This window comes from Limnobacter litoralis (assembly GCF_030160455.1).
Classification (GTDB): Bacteria; Pseudomonadota; Gammaproteobacteria; order Burkholderiales; family Burkholderiaceae_B; genus Limnobacter; species Limnobacter litoralis.
The window spans coordinates 132182-156459 of record NZ_BSOJ01000012.1; the positions used below are offsets into that span (position 1 = coordinate 132182).

General features: G+C 54.2%; 22 protein-coding genes and 1 tRNA gene. 13 read left to right on the forward strand and 10 right to left on the reverse strand.

Annotated elements, in window-relative coordinates; genetic code table 11:
* Nucleotides 1–44 precede the first annotated feature (44 nt).
* A tRNA-Ile gene (locus QQJ87_RS06420) sits at nucleotides 45–123 on the forward strand.
* Between the two features lie 76 nt (nucleotides 124–199).
* Here the strand turns inward: QQJ87_RS06420 and QQJ87_RS06425 are convergent.
* Nucleotides 200–1024, reverse strand: a complete 825-nt coding sequence (locus QQJ87_RS06425) for a nuclear transport factor 2 family protein (RefSeq protein ID WP_284280649.1) — start codon at nucleotides 1022–1024, stop codon at nucleotides 200–202.
* Nucleotides 1025–1234: 210 nt separating this feature from the next.
* Between QQJ87_RS06425 and QQJ87_RS06430 the strand changes: the two genes are divergently transcribed.
* The 8 genes from QQJ87_RS06430 (at nucleotide 1235) to QQJ87_RS06465 (ending at nucleotide 12660) form a co-directional block, all read left to right on the forward strand.
* Nucleotides 1235–2071 (forward strand): helix-turn-helix transcriptional regulator, encoded by an 837-nt coding sequence (locus QQJ87_RS06430; protein WP_284280792.1) that lies wholly within the window; start codon nucleotides 1235–1237, stop codon nucleotides 2069–2071.
* A 161-nt stretch (nucleotides 2072–2232) separates the two neighbouring features.
* Nucleotides 2233–3393, forward strand: coding sequence for an ATP-grasp domain-containing protein (locus tag QQJ87_RS06435; protein WP_284280794.1), 1161 nt, complete (start codon nucleotides 2233–2235; stop codon nucleotides 3391–3393).
* A complete protein-coding gene (locus tag QQJ87_RS06440; RefSeq protein WP_284280650.1) occupies nucleotides 3390–4541 on the forward strand; it encodes an FkbM family methyltransferase in 1152 nt (383 codons plus the stop codon). Before QQJ87_RS06435 ends, QQJ87_RS06440 begins: the two co-directional genes overlap by 4 nt.
* Nucleotides 4542–4596: 55 nt before the next feature.
* Nucleotides 4597–5769, forward strand: a complete 1173-nt coding sequence (locus QQJ87_RS06445; RefSeq protein WP_284280652.1) for a Gfo/Idh/MocA family protein — start codon at nucleotides 4597–4599, stop codon at nucleotides 5767–5769.
* Nucleotides 5753–6490, forward strand: a complete 738-nt coding sequence (locus tag QQJ87_RS06450) for an O-methyltransferase (protein WP_284280654.1) — start codon at nucleotides 5753–5755, stop codon at nucleotides 6488–6490. The genes QQJ87_RS06445 and QQJ87_RS06450 overlap by 17 nt, the downstream gene beginning before the upstream one ends.
* 4 nt (nucleotides 6491–6494) lie before the next feature.
* The gene (locus QQJ87_RS06455) at nucleotides 6495–7478 is read left to right on the forward strand and encodes a fatty acid desaturase (protein WP_284280655.1); all 984 of its coding nucleotides are present in this window, start codon (nucleotides 6495–6497) and stop codon (nucleotides 7476–7478) included.
* Nucleotides 7475–9391, forward strand: a complete 1917-nt coding sequence (locus tag QQJ87_RS06460) for a tetratricopeptide repeat protein (protein ID WP_284280656.1) — start codon at nucleotides 7475–7477, stop codon at nucleotides 9389–9391. The genes QQJ87_RS06455 and QQJ87_RS06460 overlap by 4 nt, the downstream gene beginning before the upstream one ends.
* Nucleotides 9392–9456: 65 nt before the next feature.
* Entirely contained in the window at nucleotides 9457–12660 is a 3204-nt protein-coding gene (locus QQJ87_RS06465) for a DUF748 domain-containing protein (RefSeq protein ID WP_284280657.1), read from the forward strand.
* Here the strand turns inward: QQJ87_RS06465 and QQJ87_RS06470 are convergent, their stop codons facing one another.
* Together QQJ87_RS06470 and QQJ87_RS06475 are read right to left on the reverse strand one after the other, a co-directional pair.
* Nucleotides 12661–13089, reverse strand: a complete 429-nt coding sequence (locus QQJ87_RS06470) for a PaaI family thioesterase (RefSeq protein ID WP_284280658.1) — start codon at nucleotides 13087–13089, stop codon at nucleotides 12661–12663. It lies immediately after the preceding gene.
* Nucleotides 13090–13115: 26 nt separating this feature from the next.
* Nucleotides 13116–14165, reverse strand: coding sequence for a methyltransferase domain-containing protein (locus QQJ87_RS06475; RefSeq protein WP_284280659.1), 1050 nt, complete (start codon nucleotides 14163–14165; stop codon nucleotides 13116–13118).
* A 70-nt stretch (nucleotides 14166–14235) separates the two neighbouring features.
* Between QQJ87_RS06475 and QQJ87_RS06480 the strand changes: the two genes are divergently transcribed.
* Entirely contained in the window at nucleotides 14236–14598 is a 363-nt protein-coding gene (locus QQJ87_RS06480; protein ID WP_284280661.1) for a phage holin family protein, read from the forward strand.
* Between the two features lie 3 nt (nucleotides 14599–14601).
* On the opposite strand, the gene QQJ87_RS06485 is transcribed toward QQJ87_RS06480, so the two are convergent.
* Genes QQJ87_RS06485 through QQJ87_RS06495 form a run of 3 tightly spaced genes read right to left on the reverse strand, consistent with a single transcriptional unit; the run spans nucleotide 14602 to nucleotide 18661 of the window.
* The gene (locus tag QQJ87_RS06485) at nucleotides 14602–16041 is read right to left on the reverse strand and encodes a hypothetical protein (protein ID WP_284280662.1); all 1440 of its coding nucleotides are present in this window, start codon (nucleotides 16039–16041) and stop codon (nucleotides 14602–14604) included.
* Nucleotides 16038–16433 (reverse strand): cupredoxin domain-containing protein, encoded by a 396-nt coding sequence (locus QQJ87_RS06490; RefSeq protein WP_284280663.1) that lies wholly within the window; start codon nucleotides 16431–16433, stop codon nucleotides 16038–16040. The genes QQJ87_RS06485 and QQJ87_RS06490 overlap by 4 nt, the downstream gene beginning before the upstream one ends.
* A complete protein-coding gene (locus QQJ87_RS06495) occupies nucleotides 16430–18661 on the reverse strand; it encodes an amidohydrolase family protein (protein ID WP_284280664.1) in 2232 nt (743 codons plus the stop codon). The genes QQJ87_RS06490 and QQJ87_RS06495 overlap by 4 nt, the downstream gene beginning before the upstream one ends.
* Nucleotides 18662–18857: 196 nt before the next feature.
* Between QQJ87_RS06495 and QQJ87_RS06500 the strand changes: the two genes are divergently transcribed.
* Nucleotides 18858–19160: a hypothetical protein gene (locus QQJ87_RS06500; protein WP_284280665.1), complete on the forward strand. Its 303-nt coding sequence runs from the start codon at nucleotides 18858–18860 to the stop codon at nucleotides 19158–19160.
* 31 nt (nucleotides 19161–19191) lie between these two features.
* Here the strand turns inward: QQJ87_RS06500 and QQJ87_RS06505 are convergent, their stop codons facing one another.
* The 4 genes from QQJ87_RS06505 to QQJ87_RS06520 form a co-directional block, all read right to left on the reverse strand.
* Nucleotides 19192–20181 (reverse strand): quinone oxidoreductase family protein, encoded by a 990-nt coding sequence (locus QQJ87_RS06505; protein ID WP_284280666.1) that lies wholly within the window; start codon nucleotides 20179–20181, stop codon nucleotides 19192–19194.
* 4 nt (nucleotides 20182–20185) lie between these two features.
* Nucleotides 20186–21115, reverse strand: coding sequence for a DMT family transporter (locus tag QQJ87_RS06510; RefSeq protein ID WP_284280667.1), 930 nt, complete (start codon nucleotides 21113–21115; stop codon nucleotides 20186–20188).
* A gap of 17 nt (nucleotides 21116–21132) precedes the next feature.
* Nucleotides 21133–22014, reverse strand: a complete 882-nt coding sequence (locus QQJ87_RS06515; protein WP_284280669.1) for an NAD(P)-dependent oxidoreductase — start codon at nucleotides 22012–22014, stop codon at nucleotides 21133–21135.
* Between the two features lie 65 nt (nucleotides 22015–22079).
* The gene (locus QQJ87_RS06520; RefSeq protein WP_284280670.1) at nucleotides 22080–22406 is read right to left on the reverse strand and encodes an EthD family reductase; all 327 of its coding nucleotides are present in this window, start codon (nucleotides 22404–22406) and stop codon (nucleotides 22080–22082) included.
* A gap of 120 nt (nucleotides 22407–22526) precedes the next feature.
* Between QQJ87_RS06520 and QQJ87_RS06525 the strand changes: the two genes are divergently transcribed.
* Nucleotides 22527–23504 carry an MBL fold metallo-hydrolase gene (locus QQJ87_RS06525; RefSeq protein WP_284280671.1) on the forward strand — a complete coding sequence of 326 codons (978 nt, stop codon included), beginning with the start codon at nucleotides 22527–22529 and terminating at the stop codon, nucleotides 23502–23504.
* 6 nt (nucleotides 23505–23510) lie between these two features.
* Nucleotides 23511–24248, forward strand: a complete 738-nt coding sequence (locus QQJ87_RS06530) for a glycerophosphodiester phosphodiesterase family protein (protein ID WP_284280672.1) — start codon at nucleotides 23511–23513, stop codon at nucleotides 24246–24248.
* The last annotated feature ends 30 nt before the right edge of the window (nucleotides 24249–24278 follow it).

Here is a 24278-nt window from a genome sequence, read left to right on the forward strand (position 1 = left end):
AATCAATCAGGTTTAAAAGGGCGTTAAAATCAACGCTCTTTTTCGGGCCTCTAGCTCATGCCTGGTTAGAGCAGCGGACTCATAATCCGTTGGTGCCGTGTTCGACTCACGGGAGGCCCACCAAATCAAAAAGCCGTTGTGTGTTAACACACAGCGGCTTTTCTCAATTCATCAGCCAATCAGTGAATTTTTGGTTTGATCAAAACTTGCCGTTGGGGTTTTTCCATTCGCTCTGGGGTGGTATGGTTTCGATGGTGTCCCAGTGCTCGACAATTTTTCCGCTTTGCACACGGAACAAGTCGTAATATGAGGCAGGTTTGTCACCGAACTTACCCTCTGTGACAGCCAGTACGAAATTACCCTGACCTAGCACTTGGTGTACTTTGTCAAACTTGACCGTCATTCCCTGTTCAGCCATGTTCTTCATGGCTTTGTTCAAGCCGCTAACGCCATCACCGATCATTGGGTTGTGTTGTACGTAGCGCTCGCCATCAATGTATTTGCTTAAGGCCTTGGAATCGCCTTCAACCCAAACTTTCTGCAAAAAGTCGTGAACCAGCATTTTGTTGGCTTCTGTCTTTTCTGGATCGACTGCCTTTGTTGGACCATCAATCATGCTGTGGCCGCCGGGGCTGGGTTTTACAGCTGTTTCCTGAAGATTGTCCCAATGCTCGACAATTTTTCCGTTTTCAAAGCGGAAGATGTCAAATCCAATTTTGGGGCCGAAAAAGTTGTATTCCGTGTGTGTGAAAACATAGTTGCCATCCCGGAAAGCACGTACCACGTGAACACGCGCGGAGTCCTTTGGCAGCGTCTTTAGCAATGCACCAAATCCAGCAATGCCGTCGGCCACCATCAGGTTGTGCTGAATATATTTGTTCGGGTTGATGACTGAGGCGGCAGCCTGATCGCCTGTTTGAATGCTGTTGAGCAGGCGCGTTGACTGATCAATGTGCTTGTCGGCAAAGGCTGTCGCAGAGGAAACAGTCATGACGGCACCCAGTGTGTATGCTTTGATATTCATTGATGAAGCGATCCTTGTTAAATGCGGAGGATTTTTGTTCTGATTGAACAAGACCAATAAAAATGGACGTTTTGATGATCCGTCAGGGTGATTGTCAGGTCGAGGTCTAAAGTGGGTCTATGATGGTAAAATCTGGACAATAAAAATTGGCGTAAACCTTTGAAGCAATCACAGTCCATTCCTTTGGTGAATTACGATGCAGCGCTGGATGTGCAAATTTTGCGCTGTGCTGATTTGCGTCAGCGGGCAAGTTTCAGTGGTTGGGGGCATACCCCGCACCGAGTGAGTTTTTGTCATTTGATTGTTGTCACCCGGGGACAATTCACACACACCGTTGATTTTGTTCCAGTGACGTGTACTGAAGGCTGCTGGGTAGTTGTGCAGCCGGGCCAAGTGCATTCATTTGATTGGCGAACGGACTGGGATGGCTGGCTGATTATTTTCAAGCCAGAAGCATTGCCCGAGACACTCGTGAAACGTTTGTCTCATGATGTTGAAAGTCTATTTGATGAGCTACCGACCTTGTTCATGCCTCCACCCGAGGAACACGACGCCGGGCTGCGCATCATCTCGCAAATGGCGCTCGATTCCGGACGATATGCCGATCTTGCCTCCGGCAATCGTCTGATTGTGACGGGTCTGTATTATTTGCTGATGCGCGTGAATTTGTTTGTTCAGGGCCACGGCCTCTCGCAAAGAAAGTCGAATCAAAAGCTATTCAAGCGTTTTCAGCAATTCAAGAAAATGGTGGAAGTCAGACTATCGACACAACACCATGTTCACGAATATGCGCAAATTTTGGGGTGTTCCGAGAAAAGCCTGAATCGCGCTGTGTTTGCGGTGGAAAAAATGACCGCCAAAGCCTATTTGACTCAACGCATCGTACTGGAGGCCAAGCGTATGTTGATTCATTCGATGCAGCCCGTTGGGTCAATTGGCATTGATCTGGGGTTTGATGAGGCAACCAACTTTGTCAAATTTTTCAAGCGGGAGGTGGGCATGCCCCCAATGACTTTTCGCGGACTTTATTTGGAAAAGGGGTCGTGACGGCGAAAGCATTGAGTAGAGGCAATAAAGGCGAGTGTTCAAACGATTGCCTCAGGTTGGTATTTTAGACAATCCAATGAGTTAACAGCTTTGGAGGCTTTGGGTGGCGTACGCATTTGAGTTGATGAACGGCCCTGGCTCGGGGTGTCAGTTTGGCTAAGGTGCTTCTGGTAGACACCAATTTTTCGGCGGCACCATTGCGCAGGGCTTTGCTTGAGCTAGGCCATGAGGTGCATTTGTGTGGCGCAAATCCGAATGACGCGCTTGCACGGCATGCCAAAAATTATCATGTGACCGATTATGCAGACGTGGAGGCGTTGGTCGAGCTGGCCGAGGCCTTGTGTGTCGATCATGTCATTCCGGGGTGCAATGACCGTGCCTACCTCAGCTGCGCAACAGCAAAGGCGTTAACTGGTCATTGTCGCTTCAATGGTGTTGACTTGCTTGAGCAAGCCTCTGTTCTATTGGACAAACAATTGTTCAGGGATTGTGCGCGGGCTCTGAATTTAACAACTCCTCAGACCTACTCCCCAGGTGCTTGTGTGCCTTCAGGACCTGTCATTGTCAAGCCGGTTGACGCATTCAGTGGCTTAGGCGTTGAAGTGATTGCACAGCCAAACCAAGACAAGCTGGATTGTGCTGTGCAGAAAGCCAAGTCCAGCAGTGCTTCTGGTGGCGCCTTGGTAGAGGATTGGATTGGTGGACAGCTTTACAGCCATTCTGCGTTTGTAAAGGATCAAAAGATCCTACAGGCCCATGTGGTCGTCGAACATTGTGTGGCCAATCCGTATGCGGTGGACACGAGTCATCTTGCCCAAGGGGCATTGCCGGTTGATGCGTTGCAAGCCCTTGAAGGTGAATTGGAGATTTTGGCGAGGCATTTGCAATTGTGCGATGGTTTATTGCACACCCAATTCATATGGGATGGTCAGCGCTGCTGGTTGATTGAACTGACGAGGCGTTGCCCCGGTGATCTTTACAGCCAGCTGGTGGAGTTAACCGTTGGTCCGGGGTATGTGATGCAATATTTGCTGCCATTTTTAGGGCTGCCCCTTGAGGTGGTGGCTGGGCAAGTTGAATCAAACCCAATTTTGCGTCACACCTTGACGCTTCCTGAAGCCTGTACGCTGGAGAGTTTGCGTTTCAATGTGCCCCTGCTGATTGAGCGCTGGGTTCCAGTGGCCACGGTTGGTGATTCAATCGGCGTGGCGCCAAAAGGTCGGATTGCCATACTTTTTGCACGGGTTGGCAGTGGGGATGAGTTGTTGTCACTGTCGCAACGCGCAAAGTCCAGAATCCTTTTTTCTGTGAATGCCCTATGAGTCCACTAGACGCTTCTTCCATGGTCGATTTTATCCGGCCCGAAAATCAAGACAGTACGATGTTTCTTGAGGCAGCAGACAGTGCCCTTCAGGCCCGAATGTGTGCCAAGGTGGATTTATTCGTAAACCCTGCGATTCGAATGCCGCGTTATCTGGTTGGGCGAAATGCAGATGCGTTGCATGTGTCCAGGGTTTTGCCTATTCAGGGTGTGATTGATGACACTCCGAATGCGCCGGCAACCTGGGAGGGTTTGCCTGTTGTGAAAATGGATCAGATACCGGCTGAGGCCTGGGTGTTGAACTGTGCCACCTCAATTGCGCCTGTCAATGTAGAACAGGCGTTGATGAACGTGAACGTGGCTCAACGTTTACATTTGGGGCATCTGGCAGCATACGCAGGCTGGATAAATCAGCAATTGCCTTGGTTTGTCGCCCAGCAACGCGAGGATTTCAGCCAGCACCGTGGTGAGTGGGCTGAGTTGTTCGAACGGCTAGAGGACGTCGAAAGTAAGCGTGTGCTTCAAGAGGTTGTTTGCTATCGACTAACAGCTGATCCGACGTTCATGCAACGCCATTTGGTGCGCTTGTCTGAGCAATATTTTGAGTGCTTTTTGAATCTCAAGGGTGAGGTGTTTGTTGACGCAGGTGGATTTGACGGTGACACCACGGCCTTGTTTATTCAGCATGACCCAGACCATCGACAAATTTATTTTGTGGAACCTTCGCCGATCAACATGACGGCCGCTCAAGTTCGACTGGCTAGCACCAGTGCGCGATTGCAATGGTTGCCGGTCGGTTTGTCCAGCGAAGCGGGAGAACTTCGTTTCAATGCAGGGGAGGGCTCAGCCAGTGCAGTCGGTCATTCTGGTGACACTTGTATTCACGTAGATACGCTGGATTCGCTGGTGGCTGAGCCAGTCAGCTTTATCAAAATGGATTTGGAAGGGTGGGAGCTTCATGCTTTGGCGGGCTGTCGCCGACACATTGAACAAGATCGCCCCAAACTGGCGATTGCGGTTTATCACGATGCCTCTCATTTTCGGGAGGTGGCCCGGGTGGTGTTGGGGTGGAACCCTCATTACAAGGTTCGTTTGCGCCATTACACCCAAGGTTGGTCTGAAACAGTGATGTTTTTCAGCGATTGCTAGCCAGATTGATTACGGTGTGGTGACTGTATGCTGTGAAAGTTGCGGGGGTGAGCTGATGAATATTTCTGTCAGGAAGACAGTGGGAAAGCCGATTCGAGTGGCCATGATAGGTGGGGGGGTTAATTCGGCCGTTGGTCGGGTGCATGAAATCGCCATGCGAATGGACCTGGAGTATGAACTCACTGCAGGCTGTTTCAGCCGGGATCCTGAATTCAATGTTCAAAGTGGTCACACCTATGGCGTGCCTGCGCATCGTGTGTACAGCCAACCCGAAGAGATGCTGCGTGACCCTGCATTGGATGTCGACGCTGTCGTGATTGCAACGCCCATCGATTCCCATTCGAAATACATTCACTTGGCCCTGGACCATGGTTTGCGCGTGATCTCAGACAAGCCGTTGGTCAGCACTTTGGCAGAATGCCAGCAAATCCTGAAGCGAGTGCCACTCAGTAGCGTCGACGTCATGTGCATTTTCAATTACACCGGTTATCCAGCTGTACGGGAAATGAAGCACAGAGTGGACCGGGGTGAAATTGGTCAAGTGTTCAAGATCATGATAGAAATGCCTCAGGATTCCTACATGCGCTTAAAGAACAGCAACAAGATCCAGGCTATCCAACCCTGGCGTTTGCGGGATGGTCCAATTAGCTGCGTCTCTCTGGACCTGTTTGTACACATGCACAGCTTGGTGAATTATGTGACAGGAAAGGTGCCGTTGCGCGTCAGTGCCTGGCAGAGGGCGATCAGTGGCGTGGCTGACGGGTTGATCGATGAAGTGGATGTGGTGATCGATTATTCAGACAACCTTCGCGTGAATGCTTGGTACGGCAAGGCGGCCTTGGGACAACGCAATGGCTTACGCATCAGGGCCTTTGGTGCGCAAGGCAGCCTTGAATGGGTTCAGGAACAACCGGAGCAGTTGCGTGCGGCCGATGAACGTGGCAACACGCTGATATACGACCGTATTTCCACCAGCAGTGTGGTGACAGCGGAGGCCCGTTATAACCGATTCAAGGCGGGGCACCCTGCCGGGTTTATCGAAGCCTTTGCCAACTATTACACCGATTTGGCACAGGCCATGCGCTCTGGGCAATTGAATGTCCACACCTTGGGTCTAGAGGTGGCTGCGGAGGGATTGGCTGTTTGTCAGGCCATTGAAGAATCTGCAAACCTGGGTCAGACCATTCATGTACCCACGACTGGAACACATCATGAACACAGCAACTGAACAAACTGCAATTCGATCCATTCGCCCCAAGGTGCTATTCCAGCTCATTGAGAGTCGCTTTCCAGATCAGAATGTGGGTTTCAAAGTCAATATTCCAAGTCCGGATATCGGTGGCATGACGCTACTTGAAAGCAGTGTTCTCGTCAGTTTGGCTCGGTTGATTGATGCACGTTCGCTGTTTGAGTTCGGCACCTTTATGGGTGCCACCACACTTTTGCTAGCTGAAAATACACCGCCCGATGCTCAGGTTGTCACGCTGGATCTTCCCGATTTGTCCAGTTCACAGTTGGAGTCGGATCAAAGCAGCGTTTTGACCGACGGACATGCCAATGACGCCTTTTTAACGCGTCGATTTGCCGCCCAGGGGGCCCGATGCATTCGGCGTGCACAAGCCAGTGTTCAGTCCAAAGTGCAGCAGGTTTTGGAAGACAGCATGAAATTGGATGTGGTGGCTCGAGGATATGAGAATCAGTTTGACTTCGTGTTCGTTGATGGTGGTCATGCTTTTTCAATTGTGCAGCAGGACACTCGTAACGCCTATCGGATGATCAAGGCTGATGCGGTGGTGGTTTGGCATGACTATCGTTCGACCATCCACAATGAAGTGACGACCTTTCTCGATGGGCACGCTGTGGGGCGACGCATTTTCCATGTGGCCAACACCATGATTGCGTTTGAGCTCTTCGGACGGTTTGAAAGTTTGTTGGATTCTTTCTTGTAGACTCATGTTGAAAAGTCCTCTGCCCCGAGAGACCCTGCTGGCACTGAGCCAGCGTCGGGATTGGCCCAGTGTGTGGAGACTTGCCCTCCATTTTGGGACGCTGTGCTTATTGGCCATCTTTTCCATCAACCTGTGGGGGCAAGCTTCGGTTGCATCCGCCGCCGGCTTGTTGTGCGGGTTGTTGGCCTTGTTTTTTTGGCTCGGGTATGGCGCGGTGTTCAGCTTTTTGGGATATGCAGGCTTGGGGCATGAGTTGGCACACCAGACGGTGTTTCGGAGTCGACGGCTGAATCAGGCTCTGTTTTACCTTGTGTCATTCTTGACTTGGAATAATCCGGTTTATTTTCGAGTCAGTCACCGTGTGCACCATCAACACACCCTTCGACGTGGGGTGGACTATGAAGTGAATCCGGATCCGTATCCTCTTCTGGAAAAAGGCTGGCATTTTTTGCTGCTGGACTTTGCTGCATTCAAGCGAGCCCTTGTCATCTTCATTGACAATGCATGCAACAAGGTGAAGGGGGCTTTCGGAGAGTACCACTTTCCACCGGGTAGCGTAGGGCGCAGGCAGCTGGTCCGCCAGGCCCGATTGCATCTGGTTGTGCACTTAGGCCTGGCGGGCTTGGCACTTGCCTTGGGATACTGGCAGTGGCTTATTTTTGTGACGTTTGCTGCTTTTGTGTGTACCTTGCCCAACAGGGTGTTGGCCAGGCTTCAGCACGTCAATATGAGCAGGGACGAGGAAGATCTCAGACTGAGTACTCGTACCGTGTTGCTTGCCAAGCCACTGGCTATTTTTTACTGGAACATGAACTATCACCTCGAGCACCATTTACACCCCAGCGTGCCTCATTTCAATCTGCCGGTTTTACGCCAAGCCTTGGGAGAATACTTACCAGAATCACCCCAGGGTTTGTCCAGACTGCTGGACATTTTGCGCGTGCCTGTGACAGAGAATCCCCAAATGCATTGCCAAGAGGAACCATGAGCCAGACCGATACCATTGACTCCACCGCTGTGCAGGATGCACTGAGAGCCCTGTATGCGCATGTAGATGAGCAAGTCCAACAGGTGGAATATGCCATCGCTTGTCGCCCCGCCAACGTGGAGGACCACATCAAATCGCTTGGTCATTTGGTCGGCCTTTGCGAGAAACGTCCTTACGATCAACTTTTTGAGCTGAACACAGGGGCTGCGGGTGAACTCTGTACACGATTTGCCGCGATCTATCATCGAATTTTAGGGGACTGCAGCAGTAAACTCAGTTTTAAGAGTGTTGTAATGCTGACGCTGCAAAAGCGGTTTATCAGTCAGGTGTTTGAGATTTCCGGATTTCGGTCGGAGCGCACCCTGCAAACTATTCTTCGAAGGCGTGGCAAAGACTTTCCTGACAAAGCTTTGACCCAAAATCAGGCGGCCTTGCGCAATGTGTTGATCAGTTCAGTCGGTACCTTGAGCGCCGAGGAGTTGGTCCAGTTGAGCCTGGATGAAAGTGAGACCGCCGCCTTGCTGGCCATCGGGCTGTTGCTTGATCGCATGCCAACTACTTTGGCGGGTGAGGCCGGTCGACAATTTCTGCTGGAGCAATACAACCCGTACGGCGCATTGCAACCGCTAGACGTATACAAGGCTCTGGTGGCCAATGTATGGATGTTGTGCAGTTACAGTGTTTGTGCAGGCAAGCACGAAATTAAAAAACATTTGAATGCCTGGTACAAGCGGGTTCACAAAGCGAAAGGCCTGCGTGTTCACCCAACCGGCAGTGTGCGTCAGCCCGGTAACGTGGACAACAAGCCTGTCATGGCTGTCATGGCAGAGAGCTTTTCTTCCGCGCATGCCATGTATCGCTGGTATGCCCCGATTATCAAGCGATTAAAGGCGGATTATTTTCTGTGTCTTGTGGCCTTGCGTGCTGACGTAGACGAGGACAGCATCGCGTTGTTTGATCGCTTTTTGGAGGTGTCTGAAGAAGACGAGTTGAATGTTCAGAATGTGATGGATGCATGTACGCCCGACATTGCTTACTTCATGAGCGTGGGAATGCGCAGTTGGAGCATTTCAATGGCTAATCTGCGTTGGGCGCCTTTGCAAGTCATGAGCTTTGGTCACCCGGCCACCACACACAGCACTGAAATGGATCTGGCGTTTATCAACACTCGAACGGTGGGTGAGCCCGGCATCGTGGCTGAAAACATGCTGGTACTAGATTCCGAGATAGGAAGTTTGATTGAAATTCACAAGGACTTGCGTTTACCTGCTCCACCTGAACTTTCGAATACTGAAGTGCGGATTGCCATTCCTTGTAACTTGATGAAAATCAACATCGGCTTTATGGCCGCCTTGAAGGAAATCGAGCGTCAGGCTGAAAAGCCGGTGCATTTTACTTTTTTCCCCAATCAGAGCGGAATCTCTCACCTGACAACTGCTTTGCAGATCCAGCGCTTCTTCCCCAACGCGACGGTGGCAAGAAGAACGAGTTACGACAAGTATCTGGCGTTGTTGAACCAGCACCATTTGGCCTTAAGTCCATTTCCCTTCGGCAATGCCACCAGTACGATTGATTGCATGGTGCTTGGGCTGCCCAGTATTGGTTTGCTGGGTCAGGAGCCACATGCCCGCAGCGACTTCGATGTGTTGGCGGCATTTGATCTTCAGGAATTCTGCGTGGCTGACAGTGTGGAAAACTACGTGCATGGTGTGGTTCGCTACATCAATACACCGGGCTTGCTGGACGAATTGCGAGCACTGGTGGCATCCAAGAATTTCATGGAGCGTCACCAGGTCAGCGAAAACCCCTTGAGTGAGGAGTTCTGCAATGCTTTGAAATGGGCGCATGCCAATGTAAATCTAGTGAAAGGCCCAAGGGGTGTGGTTTTTGAATCGGCAGGTCGTTGGGTCTGAAACCGCTCGAACAGGTGAGGGTGTAGAATGAGTCAACACCTTCACCTCTTTTTGAGTGTCTTTTCATGGTCGAACAACAATCCATTGCTCCCAAGCCTTTCTACAAAGCCCTCTGGTTCAAGATCCCTTTGGGTTTGGTGGCTTTTTATGGCCTGTTGCTGTTGTTCTTGTGGGGGGCTTTGCCTGGCCTGTTGAAATGGCAACTGGAAAAGCAGATCCCTGAACGCACAGGCCACCACCTGACGCTTAGCAAGCCGAAAATCGACCCCTTGCACTGGGACGTTCAACTGGACAACGTGGCGCTGACCACACCTGAAAACCAGCCTTTGGCGGCGTTCAAGCACTTCGACATTGACCTTGATTTTCCGAAGTTGTTTAAGGGTGAAATTGCCCTGAAAAAGGTGGAACTGGATGGGCTGCGGGCCAATCTGGAACTGTTGCCTGACGGAGAAATCAACTGGACACGCTTCATTGAAGCCTTTCCGCCCAGCGAACCTTCTGACCCAAACAGCAAGCCACCCAAGGTTTTTGTGGCCAGTCTGAAAGTGTCTGACGCTGGGTTTACCTTGTCCGATCATCGCACGGCCAAGGGCTTTACCACCGAATTCACACCCATCAACATCGAACTGCAAAATCTGGCCACCCGGTCCAGCAAGGCCGGCGAGTTTTCTGTTCAGGCACAAAACTCCATGGGTGCTGACATCGATGTCAGCGGCAAGGTCACGCTTGAACATCTGGCTGTAGAGGGCAGGGCGGCCTTGTCGAATCTCGATTTGCAAAAGCTGGGCCCCGCCATGGCGGCTTACACGGCCATTCCAGCCCCCAAGGGCACACTGGGTCTGTCTGCGGACTTTGACGTTACTTTACCCGAGGGCAAATTGCAGGCCTTGGTCAGCAATGGTGAGCTTGATCTGAAGGGTCTTCAATACAGATCGAGTACCAAGCCCGACGCAGGGGTGCTGGGTGTTGATCAGGTTCATCTGAAAGGCGCGCAATTCGATTTGGCCCAGCAGCGGGTGGCATTGAATTCGATTGCAGTCACGGGTGTGTCTGTTCGTCAAGGCACGGCACAAGCACCGCTGCAACTCGGCGCTTTGGAGGTGGGGCCCGCACAGGTGAATTTGACCGAACACCATGCACAAGTTGAATCTGCGGCACTGAAGGGTGGGCAGGTGCAGGTGGTGCGCGCAGCCAATGGGCAAATTGATTTGCTGCAAACCTTACAGGCTTTGGCACCCCCTTCTGAAGCGCCTGCTGGCAAGCCTGCCAAGGCCGATCCCAAAGTTGACGCAAAAGTTGACGCCAAAGCCGCGACCGCCAAGCCATGGACTTGGGGCGTGAAGTCGGTGTCCGCCAATGATTTGGCTGTGAAATACAAAGACCTCGGCCTTGCCAAGGAAGCTGTGGCGTTGGGTTTGAATCACATTCAGGTCAGCACTGGCAATGTGTCTCAAGACTTGAACAAGCCACTGAAAATACAGGCCTCAGCCTCAGTGGACAGTGGAGGTTCCCTTACAGCCAGTGGCACGGTGGTGCCGGCCAACGCGACGGTGAATATGAAGGTGGCGGTGTCCAGGCTGGCCTTGAAACCGGTTCAACCCGTGTTGGGGCAGTACGTCAAGTTGACCTTGCAAGATGGGGCAGTGTCTACCAGCGGGCAGGTCAGCCTGAAAGGCAGCGATTTTTCTTACAATGGCAACCTGCTGGTTGCCGGCCTGAAGCTCAATGAAAACGACACGCGGAAAAACTTCCTGAGTTTCACCAGTTTGTCTGCGCCGAGCCTGTCGGTTAGCCCAAAGGGCTTGACGGTGCCACGCTTGACGCTGAGTGGCTTGGACACGGCCATTTTGATCGCAAAAGACCGAAGCACCAACATCAGTCGCATTTTGGTGGAAGACAAAAAGGCGTCGACCCCATCCGCGAATGGCAAACCACCGGCCTCGGCCAAATCAGACGCCAAGGCAAGCCCGTTTTTGGTCAACATCAACAATTTCAGGTTGCGTGAGAGCCGCCTGCAATTTGAAGATTTGTCGCTGGTTTTGCCATTCGGTACGCAGGTTGAACACCTCAATGGATATTTCAACGGCTTGACCACACGGCCCGACGCACGCGGTGTGCTGGAGGTGAAAGGTCAAGTCGCCAAGTACGGCGAAATGCAGGCCAAGGGCCAGGTGGATCTGGCCAAGCCAACCCGGTTTATGGACATTGGTGTGAAGTTCAGCAACATTGAGATGCTTGACCTGACGCCTTATTCCGCCACATTCGCCAACCGCAAGATCAATTCCGGCAAGTTGTCGTTGAACCTGAACTACAAGATCGACCATGACCAGCTAAACAGCACCAACCAGATTTTGATCGACAGGCTGGTGCTGGGTGACAAAGTGGACAGTCCGTCTGGCCGCAATTTGCCACTCGATTTGGCGGTGGCTTTGCTGGAAGATTCCAACGGCCGGATTGACCTTGGTATTCCGGTGTACGGCAATTTGAATGACCCGCAGTTCAGCGTGGGGCAGGTCATTTGGAAAGCCTTTACCAACATTCTTACCAAGATTGTTACTTCGCCATTCAGAGCCTTGGCCAGTTTGTTGGGCGGGGGTGAACAAATGCAAACGGTGGCGTTTGACCCAGGTACTGCGGCGCTTAGCCCCCCCCAGCTGGAGAACCTGAGCCGCCTGGCGCAGGCGCTGGCCAAGCGACCCAATTTGAATTTGACACTGGCCGGCACGTTCAGCGATGCGGATCGTGAGGCCATTGCCCGTCGTCAGATGAAATTGGCGGTGCTGACCAAGGCGGAGGGCAAAACACCCCCTGCGGACGATCTGGAAGGCGCATTGGCCTTTGACACCCCTGAAATTCAAAAGGCCTTGCAGACGGTGTTCGAGCAACGCTTCGGCAAGGGCGAATACCTGGGCTTGAAAGCTGCATTTGAAAAGGCCAACCCGGGTGTGTTGAAGCAAAGCCTGACGGGCAAACTACTCAGTGGCATCGCCAGCTTGCTGGACAAGCCCCGTGAGTATTCGGCGGCTGAAACAGACGCCCTGAAGGACAAGTCGTTTTATCCAGAACTGGCCAAGCGGATTGCCGCTGGCGAGAAGGTGTCAACCGATCAGCTGACCCAACTGGCCAGCCAGCGCGTCAATGCTGCGGTTAGCGGGTTGACTGCGCAAGGCGTTGCCAAAGAGCGCTTGAACATAAGCGCCCCCGAGAAAGCCGATTTCAAGGAGGACGAGGGTGGCGTGCCTTTGAAGGTCGGCGTGAAAGCAGGTTGATCAACGGTTGGCGGTTTTCAGGTCGCGATTGGGCGGTATGGAGTAAGTGCCGGTGGCGTGGGCCACTGGGGCTTCCTCACCGTCTGAGTAGATGAACACCTCACCAATGGCCAGTGTCTTGCCGACCTTGATCATCTTGCATTCGCCCACGACGTCTTTCTCGGCTTTGGGCATGCGCAAAAAGTTGATGTTCAGGTTGGTTGTGACAGCCATGGGCACAATGCCAATGGTGGCCAGAATGGCCACGTAGAGTGCGGTGTCGGCCAGTGTCATCAACACCGGGCCAGACACCGATCCACCGGGCCTGAGTGATTTCTCAGTGACTTTAAAACGCACGATGGCGGACATTGGTGCGGCGGCTTCAACCTCGATCGGCGCCTGTGGAAATACATTGCGCAGGAACTGGGTGATTTCTTCTTTGCTGGCCAAAATGGAATTCCTATGCTGATCGGATGTTAACAACAGGCGCCGCCTGTTGCTCCGCTTGTTTGCTGTTGATCGAATGGAATACTGCTTCCGCAGCCTTCAAAAATGCCGTAGTGCCGGCTGAAGTCACCGATGAATTCAAAGTGGGGTGCGAAGCGCGTGTCGTGCAGCATCCGCCAGGTGTTGCCGCACACCGGGAACACCTTGCCGGTCTCAATGTGATGGTGCTTGTCCAGCGTGAATGCATGGGCTGCGTGTTCGATGGTGCCTTTGTAGATCACCGCCTGACCGTAGTCTTCGCAGGCGGATTCCAGCCCATCCAGCTTGAACAGTCGATAGGTGGCGGAGTAAAAACGGGTTTCACCCACCAGGGCTGACAAGCGTTCATCGGTGATGTCCAGCGGTTTGTCCTCAACCAGTCTGGGGTCAATGAAACCGTTGCGCTGAGCGTGCCTCAGGAAGTCGTACCAGTACAGGGCGCCACCCAGGCATTCGCCGTAAAGAACCGGGTCTTTGGCCACTGTCGGGTTGAGTCGCCGGTCAGCGTACACGTCTGAAAAATAGAATTCGCCGCCCGGGGCCAGCAGGCGGAACACCTCGCGCAACACGGCGTCTTTGTCTGGCGACAGGTTCAGCACGCAGTTGGACACCACCACGTCAAAACTGCCTGCCTGAAGGTCCAGCTCGTCCAGCTTTTCGATGTAACCCTTTAAAAAACGAACATTGCTGGCTTTGAACCCGAACTGGCTGCGGTGGTAATCCGCGTGTTTGCGGGCCACCTCCAGCTGTTCGTCCGTCATGTCGACCCCCACGACGAGGCCCGATTCGCCCACCAGTTGTGCAAGGGCATACACATCACGGCCCGAGCCACAGCCCAAGTCCAGAACGCGTTTGCCTTTTAGTTCTGAAGGGCAGACCAGCCCGCAGCCGTAATATCGGCTGAGTACCTCATCGTGAATGTTGGAGAGCAAGGGCTTTAGCCAGCCGGGTACACTGAAAGCGTCACAACAGGCGGAGGTTTTGAGGTCTGCCGAGGATTGAAGCTGTTTGCCGTAGTAGTCTTTGACGATGTCGTACATGATTGTGAGAGTGCCTGCCGCAATGGCGTTGATACAGATCACAAGGATAATTTAAAAAGGGGAAGCGAATATGAGATTGATTCTGAATTGGATCCTTCATGCACTGGCTTTGATGATGGTGGCCTATCTGTTGCCGGGGGTCTTGGTGCATGGTTTCGGCTCAGCGTTGCTGGCTGCATTGATTCTGGGCCTGGTGAATATGGTCGTTCGCCCAGTGCTGACCATTCTGACCCTGCCGTTGACCATTCTGACACTCGGCCTGTTTTACTTCGTGCTCAATGGCCTGTTGTTCTATTGGGTGGGCAACGTGTTGCAGGGCTTTCAGGTGCTGGGTTTTTGGTGGGCGGTGTTGGCGTCCCTGTTGTATTCAGCCATTGCCACTTTATTAACTGGTGTGGTCTTTCAGCCCAAAGTGCGAATCGAGCGAATTTAAGGCTTAAACCATGCGCATGGGTTGTGAAAGTATCCACAGCCCGAGTACGGTCAACGCGATCATCAAAACCAGTAGCGGAATCTGGCTGATGTTGGCCAGTCGCCGGTTTTGATAGATGGCAAACGCCTTTTCGTGTGTCAGCCAGGCCGAGAAAACATGTCCAGCCAGCAAGGCGGCAATCTGGATGTTCCAGGTCAGGCGCACGTCCAGCAAAATCGGCGCACGCCACAAGTTGCGCGTGCCGATCAGGTTCCAGCCCCTGCCCAGGGGGTCTGAGAACAGGTGGATGATCTGCACGCCCTGCGTCAGCAACAGGGTGAAGTAGTGCGAAAAGCTGTAGGCCAGCACAATGGGCATCAGGCAGCGGGCATAGGCCAGCATAAGCGTGTTCAGGTTGTGTTTGCGACCCGAGGCGAGATTGCTGCAGTAAACCGCCAAGGCGTAGGCGCCATACAGCAAGGCTGGCACCAGCCACAGCCCTGCTTTTTCAGCAATCACAAAGTAGGGGCCCAACAGGTAGTTGGTTTGCAGCGGGTTTGCCAGAACAGCCTGTGGGTCGGTAGTCAACAAGGGCGCAAGCCACCTTGCGAGGGTTGGCCACACGGTTTTCAGCCAGAATTGGGTGCCTGTCAGGCCGTCATAGGCCGTGGTGGCAAACAGCGCAACAATCAAAAGAACCTGAATCTGGTTTTCTGCCGATTGAAGCAGCCCGCCGCGGTCGGTGGGCCTTCGAAGGCTGCGTGCGCACTGCCCCAGAAGCTTGAAATACACAGCCAGGAAGTCCACGTAGCGATTGACCTGAAGGCGACCCCATTGCATGCAGCAAAGCAGGTAAAACAGACCGTAGCCACCCAACAAGTATGCGACGTCTTTTGGGCGGCAATCGCCAAAAAGCTCGAGTGTGGTCAAGCCCATTAGCCCCAGCAGGGCAGGAAGGAATCGAATGCTGCCAGCCACGGAGGGGTGCTTTTTGACAAGCAGCGGAAATCGGCACTGTTCAAGCAGCGCCACAAAGGTGTTGAAGGGGTTGAATGCGCGGTAAAGATTGCCGAGAAACCCACTGGTGTAGGCAAGGCCGAGCATCCAGATGATCCAGAACCAGGTCATGCTGAAGTTGTTGGTTTTGGTCTGCGTGCCCAGCCACCCGCTGACAATCGCCAGAAAAAATCCGTACAGACCCAGTGCCTGGATGGGCAGGGCAAGCCAATTGGGCATGCGGTTAACGGGTCTTTCGAAGGGGTATTGCTCGTCAGGTTCGCGCTGAGCTTCCCCCTGACCCTTGATGGCAATCAGCACGAAGGTCAGCAGCAGTGTGGCGCCGCTGGCCCAGGCATAGATCCAGAACGGGATTGGCAATGTGAAGGTTTGCCCAAAGCTGTGCGCTTGAGCGCCTGCGGCCCAGCTTAGCAAAGCCAGGCCGGCCAGACCGCTTTGACCCTTCAATTGGGATGCACTTCCAGTGCGCCCAGCGGTACGTCACCTGGGTGCAGCTCAATTTCAAATGCGCCGGTTTGGGTGGTGGGCAGCTCGATGGTTGAAGACTGACCTGCTTGAACCGGAAAGGTCAATTCCAGGCCGTGCACATGAATTTTACCGGTGGTGTTGGACTGCACCAAGACCTTGAGTGAATCGCCCTTGTTGGCCCTTAAGGTCAATGGCCCCCCCACTGGTTTGCCATCCCGAATAACCAGTGAAGGCAAGGCCTGGGCAGTTTCACCGGTGGACGGCGCTGACACTGCTGGAAGTCGATTGGCCAGCCTTGTTTGAGTGTAAAGAAAGGCAATGGCCAGTGTTGCGCTGGCCATCACCAGATAAAAAAGTGATCGTCGGTTCATGGGTTGATTTGGTCGCGTTTTGCCAGAGTTCTTTCCCAGACCTGAATATACACTTCGGCCGAATTGTAGAGCGCTTTCAGGGCGTCATTTCCGCCCTCTTTGCGCACAGCTTCCACCCAGTCTGCCTTCAGGCCGTAATTGGCTTGACCATCCCGGTTGACGTCGTAAATGTGCTCGCCACTTTTCTGTTGATCAAAGGTGACCGGTTTCACGTCGCCGTTGAACACACCTTGCCAGTCCTGACCCTTGAACAGGGTGAAGGGGTATTGAACCGGTGGGCGGTCTGCGCCACGAGGGCCAGCCTGGGTGCCCAATCCATTGGTGTCTGCGCCGTAACCCACTGCAAACGGGTAATTCGGGCTCTCGAATTCGCGAATGCGTTGCAGGTCTTTGACCCATTCCTGACCGTTGTGGTGGAAGGGGTAAATCAGCCCGCCGCCAGCCAGAATCTGCTTGGCCTGTTGGGTACTCAAACCGCCGTGCCCCCCGTGTGTGGACACCACTGGGTAGGTGGGGCTTTGACGCAGGGACAGGTCGATCAGCGCCTGCTTGATGGACAGCTCCATGTGGTCCACTTCAATGATGATTCCTTTCTCCATCAGACGCTTGAACAGGTACTGCCCCAGCGGCGTGAGGCCACGCTTGTTGCACTGGCGCTGCTGTGAATTGTAGAGGGGCAGCACGCCCGGATTGTTGGCGATCACCGCCTGGGTGACTGGGTCATTGCCCAGGCCTGGCACTGTGGTCATGATGGCACCGGCCGTGTAGAGATAATCCTCCTTGGGGCAGTCGTAGGTTTGCCAGAATGCGCCGGTGTCCAGGAAGTTGCCTGCGTTCAGCACGTCGCCATTGAAGATCCCGTTGCCGCCAAATGCGTTGTTGAATTCGTGAATGGGGAACATCTGGCGAACACCGAGCGCGTAGAGCTTGTCCAGTTGTTTGTCGATGTCGGCCTGGGTACAACCTGGTTGCCCGTTTTTGACCGTGCAATTGAAGAGGTGTGAAATTTCAATGCCCAGCACCACGGCCAGCTTGCCATCGTTGATCACCTGCCGGGCCTGCTTGGGGCTGGTCACAATTCGGAACCAGCCTTTGCCTGGTCCGCCACTTTGGGCGTCAATGTAGCTTTCCATGTCGCGCGCAAACTGAATCTGTTTGATGGCGCTGTCCATTTCATTGCAGTCCTGGGTGGGTTTGCCTTTGGTTTTTACCACCAGGTTGCACAGGGTTTCATTTTCCACCAGGTCGGTCACGAAAATGCGAAGTCCCGCTTTCCAGGCGCGTTCAAGCCAGGTGTAATACAGGCCCTCGTGTGTCAGTGAATTGTAGGCGGGCCAGTCGTCAAACGTGGGCCAGCCGTTCACGCTGTGGGTGGCCTGCGGGGTGCCGGCAAACAGATTGCCCACCAGGTCAAGGCGACCGTCTGGTCCGTGGTCGGCCTGGCAGCTGTCGAGTGCCTTGGTGACGCCGAATTTGCTGTAAGGCAGGCCGTGATGGGCACCACCCAGGAAGAAGGTGGCCGTAATGTGGTTGTGAACGTCAGCGAAACCCTTGACCGGTTTGTCAACGCCTTGGCCTTTGAAGGTGTCGCCAGTGGAGTTGGTGCCAATTTCCGGATAGTCGGTGCACCCGGTGGCAGGCACGAACTGGAAGACGGTTTGGTCACTGACGCCGGTCTTTTCGACCAGACCGAGCTTGCCAATGGAAGGCAGGTCCGCCAGTTTTTTGTCAGTGGCCGTGTTCAGCAGTTGAAATCCGCTTCGGCCCTGTGTGTCGTCCAGCACCGTCCATTCGATTTTGTCGTCGAGTGCATTGCTGCTGCCCACAGGGCTGCCTGACGCGTTGGTGCTGGCTTGCATCAGCAACTTGTCGGCGGTGTACAGCATGTATTTGCCCAGCGCCGTGGGCTTCATGTAAAAAGGCGCTGCAGTGCCAGCTGTACTTGCGCTGGCCTGGTAACTGCCATCGCTGTTTTTGGTGACAAATTTGCCCGTCGACATCGATTGCAAGGCATAACAGGCATTGGCAATGTTGAAGCGGCTGGGGGCCTCTGCGGCCGGTGGCGCTGTTCCCCCTCCAGTGTTGTCTGTGGGCAAGGTGCCGCCGCCCACTTCGCTGGGGTTGGTCACGCTTGCGCCGGGTGCGGCGTTCGAATTGCTGTTGTTGTCTGAATTGCATGCACCAAGCAACACGCACAGGGCGAGGGCGCCGAAAAGGGTATGTCTCATGTCATTTTGCTCTAGTTGTTAAAGCCTTCCGGATGGGCTTTTGTCTGTTACTTAGAGTTAACTTAAACGGATTCGCCAGTAACTTTTACCGGATCAAAATCCTTCTCGCTGCGGAATTGTTAAATGGTTGGGGTCAAGTTTTGGGCGGGAATGCCGTTATTCCGTTGAACAGGCAAAATTTGTGGGACATCACCAAATGCAATCCGAAGTAGAACACCGAACTGCGACAGGCGTGGTGCATGAAATCAACAACTCAGTCGGCTTTGTAGACGCCAATTTGAATGTGTTGCAGTCTTACGTGCACGATTTGCTGGATGTTGTGAAGGCCTATCAGGCCGCGGGCAAAGATCCGCTTTTGCTGCAGGCTGCCCATGCCAAAGCGATCGAGAATGACATGCCTTATCTCAGGCAAGACGTCGACATCCTCGTGCAGGAGTGTCGGGACAATCTTACCCGTGTCCGCAGGGCGGCAGTGAACAGACTGAACACCCCGGAGTGATTCTCCGGGGGCCTTTGATCCATTAAATCAATCAGGGAATCAACACGGTAGAACCCGTGGTTTGCCTTGCAGCCAGTTTGGTTTGAGCCTGGGCAGCGTCTTTCAGTGCAAAACGCTGATTGATGTTGATCTTGATCTTGCCACTGCCCACCATCTCAAACAGTTCGGCAGCACTTTCTTCCAGTTCTGCGCGGTCTGCCGTAAATGACGCCAGTGTGGGCCGAGTCAGCATCAAAGACCCACGCTGGGCGAGCATGGTCAGTGGCACAGGGTCCACTGCTCCGCTGGCATTGCCAAAACTCACCATCAGGCCACGAGGCTTCAAGCAGTCCAGTGAATCCGTGAACGTGGCTTTGCCCACACTGTCGTACACAACGGGGACGCCCTTGCCATCGGTCAAGGCTTTGACGCGTTCAACCACGTTTTCACGAGAGGTCACAATGACCTCCGCACAGCCATGTGCACGTGCAATGGTGGCCTTTTCGTCCGTGGACACCGTACCGATAACACGCACGCCCAGGTAATTGGCCCATTGGCAGGCAATCTGGCCTACGCCACCGGCTGCTGCGTGAAACAGCACGGTTTCACCTTTCTGCACCGGGCGAATGCGACGCAGCAGATATTGCGCAGTCAGCCCTTTCAGCATGATGCTGGCCGCCAGCTCGAAGCTGACGTGGTCGGGCAGTTTGACCACGTGGTTGGCGGGCATGTTGCGCGCTGTCGAATAGGCACCAGCCGGACCAGACGCGTAAGCCACCCGGTTGCCCACCGCAAGGTGTTTCACGCCGTCTCCCACTGCGAGAACCACGCCCGCTGCTTCGCTGCCCAGGCTGGTGGGCAGTGGCATGGCGTACAGGCCGTCGCGCTGATAAATCTCAATAAAGTTCAGGCCAATGGCCTTGTGTTCGATTTGCACCTCGCCCGGGCCGGGTGCACCAACGGTCAGCTCGTCCCAGGTCAATACCTCGGGGCCACCATGCTTGTGTATGCGAATGGCGTGAATGGTTTTGTTGTGTTCCATGTGTTTACTCCTTTTTTGCTTTCTTCAGGTTCAGGGTGGCAACCCCTGCAATCACCAGGCTTGCGCCAATGGCGTGCCACACCGTAAAGGGTTCTTTTAAAATCCAGGTGCCCAGAATCAGGGTGGACACCGGGCCGATCATGCCGATTTGCGCCACGCGTGATGCGCCGATCAGGCTCATGGCCGTCATCACTGAAAACACGGGTACGAATGTACAAAACACCGCATTGATCAGCGACCAGCCCCAAACGGCGGCGGGTTGTTCGATGATCACACTGATGGGTTGCCGAAGGCTGATTTGCACAAGAATGGCGGCCGCTGACACCAAAGTGGCCAGTGCGGTCACACGAATGGTGCCCAGGCGCATCAACAGGCGCTCGCCAATCAGCAGATAGGAGGCGTAGCACAGTGCAGAGAGCAGCACCAAGGCTGAGCCCAGCAGGGTGTCTTCGCTGGTGAATGCGGCCTCGTGACTGTAGACGACCGCCAGCCCCACGTAACTGATCAACATGCAGGCCAGTTGAACCGGTTCGGGCCAGTGCCGCTTGATGGCGCATCCAATCAACACCACCATGGAGGGATAGGTAAAAAGAATCAGCCTTTCAAGCCCGGCTGTGATGTACTGAAGGCCAGTAAAGTCAAACAGGCTGGCCATGTAATAGCCCAGCAAACCGGCCACGCAAATCATGCCAAGGTCTTTGGCGGTCAGTCTGGGTGAGGTGGTGTTTCGCCAAATGTCCAAAGCCAAAGCGGCCATAAACAAGGGCAGCGACAACAACATGCGCATGGCCACCAGTGTGGCCCCATCGACCGGGTAGGCATAGGCCAGTTTGATGACAATGGCCTTGCCCGAAAAGAACACCGCACCGACGACCGCAAGCCCCACCCCCCAGGCGGCGGGGTGTTGCTGCAGCATGCTGCGGGTGCGGCTCAAAGAAACTCCGGAATGGCTTAAAGGCGTTTGATCAGGCTGGAGGTGTCCCAGCGACCACCCCCCATGGCTTGCACTTCGGCGTAGAACTGGTCAACCAGTGCAGTCACGGGCAGCTGCGATCCATTGCGACGGCCTTCCTCCAGCACCAGAGAAAAGTCTTTTCTCATCCAGTCCACCGCAAATCCAAAGTCGAATTTGTCAGCGACCATGGTGTGCCCACGGTTTTCCATTTGCCAGCTTTGGGCCGCCCCTTTGCTGATCACACCCAGCGCTTTTTCAACGTCCAGGCCTGCATTCATGCCGAACTTCAGGGACTCGGACAACGCTTGCAACAAGCCGCCGATGCAGATCTGGTTCATCATCTTGGTCAGTTGGCCACAGCCACTTTCGCCCATCAGCGTGACTGCCTTGGCGAAGCAGGCGATCACGTCGCGGGCTTTGTTGAAGGCCTCTTCGTTGCCGCCACACATCACGGTCAGCTGACCGTTTTCAGCGCCTGCCTGGCCACCAGACACTGGTGCGTCGATGAAGTGGGCGCCCAGTTCCAGGGCCTTGGCATTCAGCTCGCGCGCAATCTTGGCGCTGGCGGTGGTGTTGTCAACGAAGATGGCGCCCTTTTTCAGGCCGTGAAAAGCGCCTTGCGCGCCGGTGCACACTTCGCGCAGGTCGTCGTCGTTGCCCACACAGCAAAACACGAAATCCTGGTCTTGGGCGGCCTCTTGTGGCGTGTGTGCCATTTTGCCGCCATGGTCAGCAACCCACTGCTCAGCTTTGGCCGCTGTGCGGTTGTAAACGGTCACTTCGTGACCGGCCTTGGCCAAATGACGGGCCATTGGATAACCCATGACCCCTAAACCCAGAAACGCAACTTTGAATCCCATCGTGTCTAATCCGCTCAAGTGAAGTGTCGATTAAAGAAACTTAATGTAGCGGATTAGCGGATCAATTGCGCTTCGGATGATCCCTAGGTGCCTGGGTGGCCGATCACGACTTCACTGATTTGCAGAACGGGCTGCAGATCTGTGTAGTTGGGGATGTCCGCCAGAATGGCCTGGGCATGTGGATTGAATGATGCCGCGAACGATTCGGCCGACTCACAAAAGATGTGGCACATCGCGATGTAGGCGGGTGGTTCGCCTGGAGCCCCGCCGCCCAAGCCCTTGTCCACGGTGTAAAACAGGCAGGCATCGCCCATTTTGCTTTTCACCAGCGGCATGTGGGTGTTGGCATAGTATTCATGGTTGAAGCGTGCCCCGGCCTCGTTGGGGTACATCACACTGACTTTGATCATTACATCTCCTCGTTGGTTTGCTTCTGTCTTGTTCCGCTGTGCCCGCAGATTGAATTAAACTGGGGCAATCGGTTCCCCGCACTTATTCTAACTACTTTTCAAAAAAAGGATGTGCTCAGTATGAAAGCGAGTTTCTGGACAAAATGCCTTGGTGCTGCGTTCATGGCATTGGCAGGTTCACACACCTACGCCGCCGGCCTCGTCAAAGTGACACCACTGGGCGGTCAGGACGGCGAGTTTTGCGTGCTCGACCGCGCCATGATTTTTGAAGACCCCAACGGCACCCGCGTGCTGTACGATCCGGGCCGCACAGTGGCAGGTCCCAAAGACCCTCGGCTCGGCAACATCGACATCATTTTGGTCAGCCACATGCATGGCGACCACGTCGGCGACAAGCACACCAAGGCACCGAACGCGGGCAGTTGTGGCAAACCCGACATGTCGGTCAATTCAAGCCCGGAAACGTCTGTGGTGCAGATTGCAATTGCCAAAAAGTCCACCATCGTGACTGGCAGTGAAATGCCCTCATTTTTCGCCGCCAAACTGAAGCGCTACCATGGCAACCCGGCTAAATCCGTGCTGGCCCGTTTTGGTTCTACTGTAGTCATTAACGGTGTTGGCATCACAACGGTGCCTGCCACCCACAGCAACGGCATTTCTGGTGATCTGGTGGGCGGGCGTTTGGGCCATGAACTGCAGGCTGCTGGATTGACGGCCTATGCGGGCCCTTCAACAGGCTATGTCTTGAAGTTTTCCAACGGACTTGTGGTTTACCTGTCGGGCGACACCGGCTTGACCGCCGAGCAAAAAGATGTGGTGGGTGACTACTACAAACCCGGCCTGGCCGTCATGAACATTGGCGACACCTACACCACAGGCCCCACCGAGGCTGCCTATGTCATCAATGAGTGGGTCAAGCCGACCACGGTCATTCCTTCCCACGCCAATGAGGTGGCCACTGCGGACGGCAAGGTCATAGCCAACAGCCGCACCGAGACCTTCATCAAAGCCGTCAAGAAGGCCAAGGTACTGGTCCCTTTCAGTGGTCATGAAATGGACTTCAACGAGTCCGGTGAGTGTGTAAAGGGTTGCGAGTAAATCGCGATGCCAACGTTGACTTGGTGGGCCCATCGTGGCAGCGGCAAGGGCCCCACTGAAAATACCCTGAGTGGCATGAAGACTGCAGTTGATGCGGGGTTCAAGGCCGTTGAATTTGATGTCATGCTGACCGCCGATGGTCTGCCCGTGGTGCATCACGATTGGGTGATGGGCCGCTGCGCGATGTCGGATGACCCCGCCCTTGCGGGCACTGACCCCTTGACCCCCCTGGCCAGTTTGCGTGCCCGCGATCTTCGGCATTACAGTGTGCGTGGCGAGCGCATACCGAGTTTTGCCGAGGTGATGCAGTTCTGCCTTGAACACAATTTGCAAGCCAATGTTGAATTAAAGGCCACCCAGCCGAGAGACGCAATTCGTCTTGGGTATGCAGTTTTAAGCGCGCTGTCTGAGCTGCCTGAGCCCCTGAAAAGCCGTGTTCGGGCGGATTGGGTTTTTTCCAGTTTTTACCATGCAAGCCTGATGCCTTTAAAGGGGTTACGCTTGGCCTTGCTGTATGAAACCTTGGCGGACCGGTGGGTTGTGCATGCTGACGCCTTGCAGGCTGAAGCCGTGCATTTGCACGTGTTGGGTGCCACCCCCGAAGCCGTTCGTCGCATACACACCACCGGTAGACAGGTTCGGGTGTACACCGTCAATGATCTTGAGATTGCCCGAGAACTGGCAAACCGGGGCGTTGCGGGGCTTTTCACCGATCGAATGGACTTCGCGCAACACTCTTTTTGAACCGTATTCCGTATAATCAACGGTTTATTG

Coding starts and splice junctions, on each gene's coding strand:
- QQJ87_RS06425 (WP_284280649.1), bottom strand. CDS start 1,024: ATGAATATCAAAGCATACACACTGGGTGCCGTCATGACTGTTTCCTCT.
- QQJ87_RS06440 (WP_284280650.1), top strand. CDS start 3,390: ATGAGTCCACTAGACGCTTCTTCCATGGTCGATTTTATCCGGCCCGAA.
- QQJ87_RS06445 (WP_284280652.1), top strand. CDS start 4,597: ATGAATATTTCTGTCAGGAAGACAGTGGGAAAGCCGATTCGAGTGGCC.
- QQJ87_RS06450 (WP_284280654.1), top strand. CDS start 5,753: ATGAACACAGCAACTGAACAAACTGCAATTCGATCCATTCGCCCCAAG.
- QQJ87_RS06455 (WP_284280655.1), top strand. CDS start 6,495: ATGTTGAAAAGTCCTCTGCCCCGAGAGACCCTGCTGGCACTGAGCCAG.
- QQJ87_RS06460 (WP_284280656.1), top strand. CDS start 7,475: ATGAGCCAGACCGATACCATTGACTCCACCGCTGTGCAGGATGCACTG.
- QQJ87_RS06465 (WP_284280657.1), top strand. CDS start 9,457: ATGGTCGAACAACAATCCATTGCTCCCAAGCCTTTCTACAAAGCCCTC.
- QQJ87_RS06475 (WP_284280659.1), bottom strand. CDS start 14,165: ATGTACGACATCGTCAAAGACTACTACGGCAAACAGCTTCAATCCTCG.
- QQJ87_RS06480 (WP_284280661.1), top strand. CDS start 14,236: ATGAGATTGATTCTGAATTGGATCCTTCATGCACTGGCTTTGATGATG.
- QQJ87_RS06490 (WP_284280663.1), bottom strand. CDS start 16,433: ATGAACCGACGATCACTTTTTTATCTGGTGATGGCCAGCGCAACACTG.
- QQJ87_RS06495 (WP_284280664.1), bottom strand. CDS start 18,661: ATGAGACATACCCTTTTCGGCGCCCTCGCCCTGTGCGTGTTGCTTGGT.
- QQJ87_RS06500 (WP_284280665.1), top strand. CDS start 18,858: ATGCAATCCGAAGTAGAACACCGAACTGCGACAGGCGTGGTGCATGAA.
- QQJ87_RS06505 (WP_284280666.1), bottom strand. CDS start 20,181: ATGGAACACAACAAAACCATTCACGCCATTCGCATACACAAGCATGGT.
- QQJ87_RS06520 (WP_284280670.1), bottom strand. CDS start 22,406: ATGATCAAAGTCAGTGTGATGTACCCCAACGAGGCCGGGGCACGCTTC.
- QQJ87_RS06525 (WP_284280671.1), top strand. CDS start 22,527: ATGAAAGCGAGTTTCTGGACAAAATGCCTTGGTGCTGCGTTCATGGCA.
- QQJ87_RS06530 (WP_284280672.1), top strand. CDS start 23,511: ATGCCAACGTTGACTTGGTGGGCCCATCGTGGCAGCGGCAAGGGCCCC.